8 protein-coding genes are annotated in these 12138 nt (G+C 69.2%); 6 read left to right on the top strand and 2 right to left on the bottom strand.

What is annotated here, in order from left to right; all coding sequences use genetic code 11:
• Nucleotides 1-165: 165 nt before the first annotated feature.
• From CYU59_RS05900 to CYU59_RS05890, 3 genes are all read left to right on the top strand, one after another.
• On the top strand, nt 166-1644 hold the full coding sequence (locus CYU59_RS05900; protein WP_292980254.1) for an aldehyde dehydrogenase family protein: 1479 nt from the start codon (nt 166-168) through the stop codon (nt 1642-1644).
• Nucleotides 1645-1692: 48 nt separating this feature from the next.
• Complete coding sequence (locus CYU59_RS05895; protein WP_292980251.1) at nt 1693-3099, top strand: acyl-CoA synthetase; 1407 nt, start codon at nt 1693-1695, stop codon at nt 3097-3099.
• A gap of 118 nt (nt 3100-3217) precedes the next feature.
• Nucleotides 3218-4483, top strand: a complete 1266-nt coding sequence (locus tag CYU59_RS05890; protein WP_292980459.1) for an MFS transporter — start codon at nt 3218-3220, stop codon at nt 4481-4483.
• Nucleotides 4484-4539: 56 nt separating this feature from the next.
• Here the strand turns inward: CYU59_RS05890 and dapD are convergent, their stop codons facing one another.
• On the bottom strand, nt 4540-5493 hold the full coding sequence (dapD, locus tag CYU59_RS05885) for a 2,3,4,5-tetrahydropyridine-2,6-dicarboxylate N-succinyltransferase (protein WP_292980248.1): 954 nt from the start codon (nt 5491-5493) through the stop codon (nt 4540-4542).
• A gap of 25 nt (nt 5494-5518) precedes the next feature.
• On the opposite strand from dapD, the gene dapE reads away from it, so the two are divergent.
• Entirely contained in the window at nt 5519-6592 is a 1074-nt protein-coding gene (gene dapE, locus CYU59_RS05880) for a succinyl-diaminopimelate desuccinylase (protein WP_292980245.1), read from the top strand.
• 794 nt (nt 6593-7386) lie between these two features.
• Here the strand turns inward: dapE and CYU59_RS05875 are convergent.
• Entirely contained in the window at nt 7387-9483 is a 2097-nt protein-coding gene (locus CYU59_RS05875; RefSeq protein WP_292980242.1) for an AAA family ATPase, read from the bottom strand.
• Between the two features lie 84 nt (nt 9484-9567).
• Here CYU59_RS05875 and CYU59_RS05870 point away from each other — a divergent pair, with 84 nt between their 5' ends.
• Together CYU59_RS05870 and fadD6 are read left to right on the top strand one after the other, a co-directional pair.
• Nucleotides 9568-10131 carry a TIGR00730 family Rossman fold protein gene (locus CYU59_RS05870; RefSeq protein WP_292980239.1) on the top strand — a complete coding sequence of 188 codons (564 nt, stop codon included), beginning with the start codon at nt 9568-9570 and terminating at the stop codon, nt 10129-10131.
• Between the two features lie 40 nt (nt 10132-10171).
• Nucleotides 10172-11968, top strand: coding sequence for a long-chain-acyl-CoA synthetase FadD6 (gene fadD6 / locus CYU59_RS05865; protein ID WP_292980236.1), 1797 nt, complete (start codon nt 10172-10174; stop codon nt 11966-11968).
• Nucleotides 11969-12138 lie beyond the last annotated feature (170 nt).

Here is a 12138-nt window from a genome sequence, read left to right as displayed (position 1 = left end):
CGGATCGTTCTGTCTACTCCGGGCGCTCTGGTGGTGTCAATATGCCTGCCATTGAGGAGAAATACCGTGCCACCAGGGCGAGCATTGACGACATCAGCGGAACCGGTGTAGACCAATCGATGAGCCGCCGGACCGTTCTGGCCCCGGACCCCCAAAGGAGTGGACATGGCTGACCCACGCTCGTTGATCGACACCTACGCGGTCTACATCGACGGCCGGTGGGTCGAGCCGGACGGTACGGCCGGGACCGGTGGCCGCTACGACGACGTCAACCCCGCCACCGAGGACGTCATCGCGTCGGTGCCCGACCCCGGCCAGGCCCAGGTCGGCAGCGCGATCGCCGCGGCCAGAGCGGCCTTCGATGCCGGCCCCTGGGCCGCCGCCGACCCCGAAGAACGCGCCGGCTATCTCAACCAGCTGGGCGAGGCGCTGCTGGCGCACGCCGACGAGTTCAATGCACTGGCCCAACAAGAATGGGGCTGCACGTCCAACGAGCGGGTCATCCACGTCGAAGGTCCGGCATTCGCTGCTCTCAACGCCGCCGAACTGGCCACCCATCCGATCGAAGAGCCGATCGAGGCATACGGCGCCGCGGGTAAGACGCTGTTGCGCTACGAGCCGCTGGGCGTGGTGTCGATCCTGACACCGTGGAATTTTCCGCACACCCTCAACGTGATGAAGCTCTGCGCCGCGTTGGCGGCGGGCAACACCGTGGTGCTCAAGCCGTCGCCGCTGGCACCGCTTGCCGGGTTGGCGCTGGCCCGAATCATCGACGAGCACACGGATATTCCCCCGGGCGTGGTCAACGTCGTGACGCCGACCGACATCGAATCCAGCAAGCTGCTCACCGTCGACCCCCGCATCGACATGGTCAGCTTCACCGGCAGCTCGGTGGTCGGCCGTGACGTGATGTCCGCCGCCGGTGCGACCATCAAGCGGCTGCTGCTCGAGCTCGGCGGCAAGTCGGCCAGCATCGTGCTCGACGATGCGACCCTGGACGACGACACGTTGCAGCGAATGTTGTTCGAGTCGTGCTCATTTCACGCCGGCCAGGCCTGCATCCTGCACAGCAGACTGCTGTTGCCCGACGCGATCCACGACGAGGTGGTCGAGCGACTGGTCGGTGTAGCCGATGCGGTCAAGGTCGGCGACCCCGCCGATCCGGACGTCACGATGGGCCCGTTGATCAGCGATGCGCAGTGCAAACGTGTTCAGGCCCATGTGGATCGAGCGGTCGACGACGGTGCCACGGTGGTCACCGGCGGCGGGCGCCCGGCCGGGGTGGAGCGTGGCTTCTACTTCGAGCCGACGATTCTGACCGGGGTCACACCGGATTCGACCATCGCCCAGGAGGAGGTGTTCGGTCCGGTGCTGTCGGTTCTGCGCTACAACGGCGACGACGAGGCGGTGCGGATCGCGAACAACTCGCAGTACGGGTTGTCCGGTGCGGTGTGGGGTGCTGACGTGGACCGGGCGATGGCCGTCGCGCGGCGGGTTCGCACCGGTCAGATCGCGGTCAACGGATTCGGGCCGGGCGGCGCGCCGTTCGGAGGCTTCAACCAGAGCGGAATCGGCCGGGAAAGCGGCGGGATCGTCGGGATCCGTCAGTACATGGAACCGAAGGCGATGGGATACCCGGCCTGAGTGGCCGACCGCGTGATCGGCGAATGGCCGATGGGCTAGCCTGCTGACGTGCTGCTGACCTCGCTGAACCCCTCCGTCGTGGCAGGTGGCCGCGATCTCGCCGACGCCGTGCGGTTCGGCGACGTCACCCTCAGCCGCAGTGACGTGGTCGGGGCAGCCAACTCGGTCGCCGAACGGGTCCGCGGCGCGGGTGTGATCGCCGTGCTGGCCACCCCGACCGCGCCGACAGCGCTGGCCATCGCCGGCTGCCTGATCGCGGGGGTGCCGGTGGTCCCGGTGCCCGCCGACGTCGGGCAGGCCGAGCGACGCCACATCCTCACCGACTCCGGCGCGCAGGCCTGGCTGGGCCCGGTCCCGGACGAACCCGAAGGGCTGCCGCACATTCCGGTGCGGATGGGCGCGCGGTCATGGCACCAGCAGCCCGAGCCGTCCGCGCGGGACACCGCGCTGATCATCTACACCTCGGGCACCACCGGTCCGCCGAAAGGTGTGCAGCTCAGCGGTCAGGCCCTCGCCGCGGACCTCGACGCGCTCGCCGAGGCCTGGCAGTGGAGCCCCGACGACACGCTGGTGCACGGTCTGCCGCTGTTCCATGTGCACGGTCTGGTGCTGGGTTTGCTCGGGTCACTGCGCGTCGGAAATCGCTTCGTGCACACCGGAAAACCCACACCCGAGGCCTACGCGGCCGCCCAGGGATCGCTGTACTTCGGTGTGCCGACGGTGTGGTCGCGGGTGGTGGCGGACACCGCGGCCGCCGAGGCGCTGCGCTCGGCGCGACTGCTGGTGTCCGGCAGCGCGGGTCTGCCCGTGCCGGTGTTCGACCGGCTGGTCGCGTTGACCGGGCATGCGCCCGTCGAACGGTATGGCGCCACCGAATCGCTGATCACATTGTCGACGCGGGCCGACGGCGATCGTCGTCCCGGCTGGGTCGGACTGCCGTTGACCGGCATCGAGAGCCGACTGGTCGACGACAACGACAACACGGTGCCGCACGATGCGGAAACCATTGGGCGACTGCAGGTTCGGGGGCCGACGCTGTTCAACGGCTACCTGAACCTCCCGGACGCCACCGCCGAGGCCTTCGATGCCGACGGCTGGTATCGCACCGGTGACGCCGCGGTCATCGACGGCGACGGCATGCACCGGATCGTCGGCCGCGAATCGGTCGACCTGATCAAGTCCGGGGGATACCGGGTAGGCGCCGGCGAGATCGAAACGGTCCTGCTCGGGCACCCGGGCGTTTCCGAGGCGGCGGTGGTCGGACTGCCCGACGACGACCTGGGCCAGCGGATCGTCGCTTTCATTGTCGGGGATGCGCAGCCTCGAGAGCTGATCGACTACGTCGCACAACAGCTTTCGGTGCACAAGCGACCGCGCGAGGTGCGGATCGTCGAGGAGTTGCCGCGTAACGCGATGGGCAAAGTGCTCAAGAAGCAGCTTCTGAACCAGGGCTGACCGGGCCCCGTCCGACCGCGCGCCAAGTGTGACAGCGGCGCGGGATTCTCCTACCGTCGTAGCCGTGCACCCCGCCGGCGAAACGACGATGATCGCAGACGCGCCCGCCGCGACGCCGATGAGCCGCGTTGCCGCCGCCTGTCTGGTCGGCTCGGCGATCGAGTTCTACGACTTCCTGATCTACGGCACCGCGGCGGCGCTGGTGTTTCCCACCGTCTTCTTCCCGCAGTTAAGCCCGACGGTCGCGACGATCGCTTCGATGGGCACCTTCGCCAGCGCCTTTGTGTCCAGGCCCATCGGCGGCGCCACGTTCGGCTACCTCGGCGACCGGTTGGGTCGCAAGAAGTCCTTGATCGCCACCCTGCTGATCATGGCGGTTGCGACGGTCGGGGTCGGCCTGGTCCCGACCACGGCCAGCATCGGTGTCGCCGCGCCAGTCATCCTGGTCTTGCTGCGACTGGTGCAGGGGTTCGCCGCCGGCGGTGAGTGGGCCGGATCGGCGTTGCTGAGCGTCGAGTACGCGCCGGCCGGCAAACGCGGCCGCTACGGCATGTTCACCCTGCTGGGCGGCGGTGTCGCGGCAATTCTCACCAGCCTGACGTTTCTGGGCGTCAGTGTGAGCATCGGCGAGAGCAGCCTCGCGTTCATGCGCTGGGGGTGGCGCATACCGTTCCTGCTCAGTTCGGTGCTGGTCGGAATTGCGCTGTATGTGCGGCTGAGAATCGACGAGACGCCGGTGTTCGCCGAAGAAGAGGCCCACCGGCAGGTTCCCAAAGCTCCGATCACCGAACTGCTTCGCAACCAGCGGCGAGAAACCGTCCTGGCCGGCGGGAGCATCTTGAGCGGGATGAGTTCCGTCTATATGGCGCACACCTACCTGCCCCACTTCGCCCACTCGCACTTCGGCTACAGCCGGAGCTTCATCTGGACCGTCGGGGCGCTCGGCGGGCTGGCGAGCATCACGGTCGTGACGATCTCGGCCATCGTGAGCGACCGGGTGGGCCGGCGCCGCATGATGATGCTGGGCTGGGCGGGTTGCGCGCTGTGGGCACTCGCGGTGGTTCCGTTGATCAACACCGGGGCGCCGCTCTGCTACGCGATCGCAGTGATCGGAATGCTGGCGATCGCCGCAATCGGATCCGGGCCGACGGGCGCGTTCATTCCCGAGCTCTTCGCGACCCGCTACCGCTACAGCGGATCGGCTCTGGCGATCAACCTCGCCGGGATCTTCGGCGCCGCGCTGCCACCGCTGATTGCCGGAACCGTGCAGGCGGCCTACGGGACCTGGGCCGTCGGCGTCATGCTCGCCGGTCTCGCGTTGGCCAGCTTCGGCTGCACCTATCTGCTTCCCGAGACCAAGGGAACTGCGCTCCGCTCCGCGTGACAATTCGGCACTACGGCGTCAAGCCGACGGTCATGCCCCGGCAGGTGTTCGCGTGATCAGTTGGCGTGCAGGTCCTCGTTCAAGGCGATGCCGCGGCCGCTGCGCTCGACGACCTCGACCGCGCCGCTCACCGAGTTGCGGCGGAACAACAGGTTGCTGCCACCGGCCAGCTCGCGCGCCTTGATCGAATTGCCATCTGGCAAAACGACTTTCGTACCCGCGGTGACGTAGAGACCGGCTTCGACGACGCAATCGTCACCCAGCGGGATGCCCAGCCCCGAGTTCGCGCCGAGCAGGCAGTGCTTGCCGAGCGAGATCACCTGGGTACCGCCACCGGACAGCGTTCCCATGATCGACGCCCCGCCGCCGACGTCGGAACCGTCGCCGACCACGACGCCCGCCGAGATGCGGCCCTCGACCATCGAGGTGCCCAGCGTGCCCGCATTGAAGTTGACGAAGCCCTCGTGCATCACGGTGGTGCCGGAAGCCAGATGCGCACCGAGCCGCACCCGGTCGGCGTCGGCGATGCGCACCCCGCTCGGCACGACGTAGTCGACCATCCGCGGAAACTTGTCCACGCCGTAGACCGCGACCGGTCCGCGCCCGCGTAACCGGGCCCGGGTCAACTCGAAACCCTCGACGGCACAGGGGCCGTGGCTGGTCCATACGACGTTGGTCAGCACCCCGAACAACCCGTCGGCGTTGAGCCCGTGCGGGGCGACCAGCCGGTGCGAGAGCAGATGCAGCCGTAGATAAGCGTCGTAGGCGTCGACGGCCTTGTCGTCCAGCGAACCGATCACAGTGCGCACCACGACGGTTTCGACGTCGCGCTCCTCGTCGCGGCCGGCCAGCACGGCCAGGTCGTCGGGAACCTCGGCCACCGACAACCGGGTGGTGCCGGGTTCGCCGGTGGCGATCAGTTCCGGTGCGGGGAACCAAGTGTCGAGAACCGATCCGTTGGCGGCCAGCGTCGCCAGCCCAATACCCGAAGCTGCAGTCACGGGCTTCACGCTACCGACCCACTACGCTGGCACCGTGCTGGACCTCCGCGGTGACCCGATCGAGCTGACGGCCGCTCTGGTCGACATTCCCAGCGAGTCGCGGCACGAAGAACGCATCGCCGACGAGGTCGAGGCGGCGTTGCGGGCGCAGACGCCCCCCGCCCTGGGTTACGAGGTGGTCCGCAACGGCAACGCGGTGCTGGCCCGCACCGCGTTGGGTCTGCCGAGCCGGGTACTGCTGGCCGGCCATCTCGACACCGTGCCCGCAGCCGGCAATCTGCCGAGCCGCCGCGACGCCGAGTCGCTGCACGGCTGTGGCACCAGCGACATGAAGTCCGGCGACGCGGTCTTCCTGCACCTGGCGGCGACGATCACCGCGCCCGCCCACGACCTGACCCTGGTGTTCTACGACTGTGAGGAAATCGAAGCAAGCGCAAACGGTTTGGGCCGCATCGAACGCGAGCTGCCGGACTGGCTGACCGCCGACGTGGCGATTCTCGGCGAGCCGACCGGTGGTTACATCGAAGCGGGCTGCCAGGGCACTTTGCGGGTCGTCATCCAGGCCAACGGGACTCGAGCCCATTCCGCGCGGTCGTGGTTGGGTGACAACGCGATCCACAAGCTGGGCGCGGTGCTCGATCGGCTCGCGGCGTACGAGGCCCGCAGCGTCGACATCGACGGATGTGTGTACCGCGAAGGACTTTCGGCGGTGCGCATCGACGGCGGGGTGGCCGGCAACGTGATCCCCGACGCCGCGTCGGTGACGGTGAACTTCCGGTTCGCGCCCGATCGGTCGGCCGACGCCGCGCTGCGCCACGTCCACGAGGTGTTCGACGGCCTGGATGTACGGATCGAGCAGACCGATGCGGCCACCGGGGCACTGCCCGGTTTGTCCGCGCCCGCGGCCCGGGCGCTCGTCGACGCGGCCGGTGGGCAGGTGCGGGCGAAGTACGGCTGGACCGACGTGTCGCGGTTCGCCGCCCGTGGTGTGGCCGCGGTCAACTACGGGCCCGGCGACCCCAACCTCGCGCACACCCGTGACGAATTGGTTCCGGTGCACCGGATCACCGACGCCGTCACCATGCTGCGCGCCTACCTGAGCCGCTAGCCGGACGCGCCGTCATTCAAGCCGGCGGGTGGCGGGCGCGGGGTGCAATCGGCTGTCACCAGAACGGCGGCACCGGGGGAGGCGGTCCCCACGGACCGGGTCCTGGGCCGGGAGGTCCCCAGGGGCCGGGAGGTCCCCACGGCCCTGGAGGTCCCCAGCCCGGTCCGGGACCTGGTCCCCATCCGGCGGGTCCAGGACCCGGAGGTCCCCAGCCCGGCCCTGGGCCGGGACCCCAGCCGCCAGGGCCGGGTCCAGGACCCCCAGGCCCCGGGCCGGGGCCCCAGCCACCGGGATGCGCGGGTTGCAACCCAGCCGGTGCGGAGTGGGCCGGTCCGGCCCCGGCCGCGGGCGCAGCGTTCGCCGCCGGTGCGACCCCCAACAGCAGTGCGCCCGCCAACACGCCGGCACTGGTGGCGCCGATCGTGAAGCGACGGGCTGATGCCAACGAAATAGACATCTCGTATGCTCCTTGGTCAATGGAACTTTGATATCCACGACGCTATACATTTACGCTTGGCAAATCTTAATCGGCTGCGAAAAATTGGCTGAGAATGAAAACATCAATCGACTGCTATTATCTGCATGCGGAACGCATCAGTTCCCTGATTTACTGATCGAAAAATTGTTGACCACCGTATAAAAGCAGCTCGAAGGACGCTTACTGATTTAATGAAGCGCACTTTTACGTACGTCATCATTCATGCCGTTCAGTAATCGCTGATTTGTCGGTCAGCGGGTGGCATCTGCGGTCGATAGCAAATGCATCTACCGGGGAGCGTGCGCAGGGTGAGCGCTCACACCCGCTTCGCCTGGGCGGTGGCATCGGCGGCCGCCGGATGTAGTCCGCGATCGGCCAGGTCGGCGGCGACGTCGGCCAGCCCGGCGGCATCGCCCGCGGCCAGCGCCCGGGCGTGCGCCAGCGTCAGTCGTCCCAGCACGCAGTCCACCTCGCCGGCCAGCCGCCCGGCCCGTTGTGCGGCCCGCACGTCGCCGAGGCGCGTGCAGTCCTGCACCGCGCGCAGCGCTATCGCCGACTGCCCGCCGCGCTCCGCGGTCTGCACCGCTTCCCGCGCGGCTTCGATCGCACCGGTGGTATCGCCGTGAGCCGCCTTCGACCACGCCTTGGCCAACGCCAGCTCCGGCGCGAACAACGCCGACTTCAGCCCATGCAGCGACTCCGCGCGACTGAAAGCCTTTGCCGCGTGCAGTTGTTCACCCTGCTGCCCCAGCGCCTGGGCCAGCAGCATCAGCGACAGCGGGCCCCAGGAGTAGCCGGTGCGGGCCAGCGGGTCGGCCGCGCGGCTGAGCAATGTCACGGCGGTGTCGAAATCGCCCTGCGCGATCGCCACATAGCCGACCAGCGTCTCGCCGATCGCCCGGCCGGGCTGCTGCAGCTCGGCGAAATCGGTGTAGCGCTGGGCCAGCGTGCGGGCCTCGGTCAGCCGGCCGGCCAGCACCAGAGCGGTGATCCGGCCGAAGCCGCTGGTGAACCGCAGCAACCCTGGATGGTCGGCAGCCGTCGCGCGCCGGGCCAGCGTCTCGACGTCGCCGAACTTCCCGGTGCGGGCCGCGCTCAGAGCCGCCGCCGAAGCGGCCCACCCCACCGCGACCCCGTCGGCGTGCGGCGACGCCAACACCTCGTCGGCGATCCGCAGGGTCCGCAGCGGCGTGCCGGCGTTCATCGCGAACGTGGCGGTCAACGCGTCGAGGGTGGCCTGCGCGCCCGGCGACGGGACGCGGCTGCGGGTGGTCTGCAGAAACGCGGTGGCCTGCGCGGGTTCGCCGAGCATCCAGAACTGGTTGGCCGCCCGCGGCAACGCCCAGGCCATCAGCTCGGGCGGCGACAGCCGATCGGGGTCCACGGCGGCCAGTGCCGCATCGGCCTCCCGGCCGCGGCCCTGCCAGGCCAGCGCGTATCCCAGCGCCAGCCGGGCCGGCAGCTCGTCGCGACGATCCAGCGCCGCGCGGGCCAGCCGTTCGGCGAAGGTCAGCTCGCCGAACCGCAGCGCCAATTGCGCCGCGCCCGCCAGGTCGTCGCGCCGGCCGTCGTCGTCAACTGGGCCGTCACCCGGGGCGTCGACAGCCAGCGCCGCGAGCCGCAGCCGGTCACCGATGTGACCGTGGTCGGCGAGTTGTCCGAGCAGCGCCATCCGCAGCGCCCGCGCGGTATCCGGCGCCTGCGCCGCCCCCGCCCGGGCCGCGTACAGCGGGTGGGCCGCGTAGACCATGGCGTCGTCGTCGACCGTCACCGCGTCGGCGGCCTCAGCCTGCCCGACGGCGTCGTCGCCGGCCAGCGCGGTCAGGTCGACACGCCGCAGCGGCTCGGCCAGCGCCAGATAGTCCAGCGCCGTACGTGCGGCTGACGGCAGCGCGGCAAGATAGTCGTCGACCCGTGCCGTCAGGTCGGCAGCCGTATCCGGCGCGGTGACCTCGACCCGGGTCAGCAACCCGTCGTCCCACAGCGCCGAGACGGCGTCGGGCAGCTCGGCGCCGGATCGGACGGTGACGATCAGCCGTGTCGCGCCGCTGAGCGCCAGCTGGTAGATCAGCGTGGCCGACATCCGGTCCAGCTGGTGGGCGTCGTCGACGACGAACAGTTCCCGGCCGGCGAGCCGATCCTGGGCGGCCCGCAACAGCTCGGCCGGACGGGCCTCGTCGCTCATCTGCCCGTCGGCCAGCAGCGCGCGGAACGCACCGAACGGGATCGCCCGCCCGGTCGCGGTCCCCACCACCCAGGAGGCGTCCGGCGCCGCCGCGGCGCGGGCCAACTGCGTCTTGCCGGCCCCGTCGGGCCCGACGATCGCCACGCCGCGATGCCGGGGGTCGTCCAGAGCGGCTGCGACCTCGCGCAGCACGGCGTCCTGCGGCGCAGCAATCCAGGCACTCGGCACCGCCGGATTTTATGGCGCGAGCACCAGACGGTATGCGGTTAGGCCCAAATGCGCTCGGCGGCAACGGGGGTCTACGTTGCGTGTGTGTCCCGCGACCCCGGTGCAGCCCAGCCCTGGGCGGTCTGTGTCTACTGCGCGTCCGGCCCCACCGACCCCGAGCTGCTGGCGCTGGCCGCCGAAGTCGGCGCCGCGATCGCCGACCGCGGGTGGACCCTGGTCTGGGGTGGCGGCAACGTCTCGGCGATGGGCGCGCTGGCCGTCGCTGCCCGCGCCCACGGCGGCCGGACGGTCGGGGTCATTCCGAAGATGCTGGTCAGTCGCGAGGTCGCCGACCACGACGCCGACGAGCTGATCGTCACCGACACCATGCGCGAGCGAAAACAGATCATGGAGGACCGCGCCGACGCGTTCATCACGCTGCCGGGCGGCATCGGCACCCTCGAGGAGTTCTTCGAGGCCTGGACGGGCGCCTACCTCGGCATGCACGACAAGCCGGTGGTCATGCTGGACCCCGGCGGGCACTTCGACGGACTGCGCGCCTGGTTAAGCGGGCTCGTCGACACCGGATACGTCTCGCAGGCCGCGATGAACCGGCTGGTGATCGTCGACGAGGTAGGCGCAGCGCTGGCGGCCTGCCGCGGCGATTAGGCTGACCCGCGACCTGCAGGCGCGCGAAATGAGGGTGGACGTGTCCGACAACAACTCCGGAACTGACACATCGGGTCCTGGCACGTCGATCGGACTGCTGGACATCGCGACGCGGGCGCCCGCGGTATTGGCCGACCTCCCGGTGATCGCCCGCAGCATTCTCACGCTCGCCCGGGCGCAGCCGAACTTCAAAGTCTCGATCGGCAAGGTCTTCCAGGACCGCGCCGAACGCTACGGCGACCGGATCTTCATCCGGTTCGGCGACGAGCAGCTGACCTACCGCGAAGCCAACGCCGCCGCCAACCGGTACGCGGCCGTGCTGGCCGCCCGCGGTGTCGGCCGCGGCGACGTCGTCGGGATCATGCTGCGCAACTCACCCAACGCCGTGCTGATGATGCTGGCGGCGGTCAAGTGTGGCGCGGTCGCCGGGATGCTCAACTACCACCAGCGCGGTGACGTGCTGGCGCACAGCATCGGCCTGCTGGAAGCGAAGGCTCTGGTCATCGAATCCGACTTCGTCGACGCGGTGGACGAGTGCGGCGCCGCCACCATCGCCCCGACGACCATCGAGGAGATGGAACGCCTGTCGGCCACCGCGCCGACCACCAACCCGCCGTCGGCGTCCGCCGTTCTGGCCAAGGACACCGCGTTCTACATCTTCACGTCGGGCACCACCGGCCACCCGAAGGCCAGCGTGATGACCCACAAGCGCTGGCTGTCGGCGCTGGCGGTGTTCGGCGGACTTGGCCTGCGGCTCAAGAGCTCTGACACGCTCTACAGCTGCCTGCCGCTCTACCACAACAACGCGCTGACGGTCGCCGTCGGATCGGTGATCAACTCCGGGGCGACGCTGGCGCTCGGCAAGTCGTTCTCCGCGTCACGGTTCTGGGACGAAGTGATCGCCAGCAAGGCAACGGCTTTCATCTACATCGGTGAGATCTGCCGGTATCTGCTGAACCAGCCCGAGAAGCCCACCGACCGCGCCCACAAGGTGCGGCTGATCGCCGGAAACGGGTTGCGCCCCGAGATCTGGGACGAGTTCACCAAGCGGTTCAACATCGGCCGGGTCTGCGAGTTCTACGCGGCCAGTGAGGGAAACACCGCCTTCATCAACGTGTTCAACGTGCCGCGATCGGCGGGCTGGGCGGCGCTGCCGGTCGCCTACGTCGCCTACGACGCCGACACCGGCGAACCGCAGCGTGGCGACGACGGATGGGTGCAGAAAGTGCCCTCCGGCGAACCCGGCCTGCTGCTCAGCCCGGTCAGCAAGCTACAGCCGTTCGACGGCTACACCGACAAGAGTGCCAGCGAGAAGAAGTTGGTACGCAACGCGTTTCGCAAAGGCGACTGTTACTTCAACACTGGCGACGTGATGAGCCCGCAGGGCATGGGCCACGCCGCCTTCGTCGACCGGCTCGGTGACACCTTCCGCTGGAAGGGCGAGAACGTCGCCACCACCCAGGTGGAGCGGGCGCTGAGTTCCGACAAGTCGGTGGAGGAGTGCACGGTGTTCGGGGTCGAGGTGCCGAACACCGGCGGTCGCGCCGGGATGGCCGCGGTCAAGCTGCGCGAGGGCGCCGAGTTCGACGGCAAGTCGCTCGCCCGGACCGTCTACGAGAAGTTGCCAGCGTACGCGCTGCCGCTGTTCATCCGGCTGGTCGAGTCGCTGGAGGCGACCAGCACGTTCAAGAGCCGCAAGGTGGACCTGCGCGAGCAGGCTTACAGCACCGACATCGAAGACCCGGTGTACGTGCTGGCCGGGCGCGACGAGGGCTACGTGCCCTTCTACGACGACTATCCCCAGGAAGTCGCCGACGGCAGTCGGCCGCAGGGCTGATTCGCCACATCTGCCACATCGGCACCGGCAGTGGGGTGCCACCCGATTTTCAAACCGTGACCACCGGCGATATCAGCCGGCGGTGGTCGGTGACGGACGATGCTGCTGAGTCCAGACCCTCAGAACCGGCATGCCGCCGACACCAGGCACCATGGACTCGTGCAGTCCAC

Origin of the sequence: Mycobacterium sp., assembly GCF_002863225.1 — a bacterium.
Taxonomy (GTDB): domain Bacteria; phylum Actinomycetota; class Actinomycetes; order Mycobacteriales; family Mycobacteriaceae; genus Mycobacterium.
This window is presented reverse-complemented; position numbering and strand designations above follow the sequence as displayed.

Coding starts and splice junctions, on each gene's coding strand:
- CYU59_RS05900 (WP_292980254.1), top strand. CDS start 166: ATGGCTGACCCACGCTCGTTGATCGACACCTACGCGGTCTACATCGAC.
- CYU59_RS05890 (WP_292980459.1), top strand. CDS start 3,218: ATGAGCCGCGTTGCCGCCGCCTGTCTGGTCGGCTCGGCGATCGAGTTC.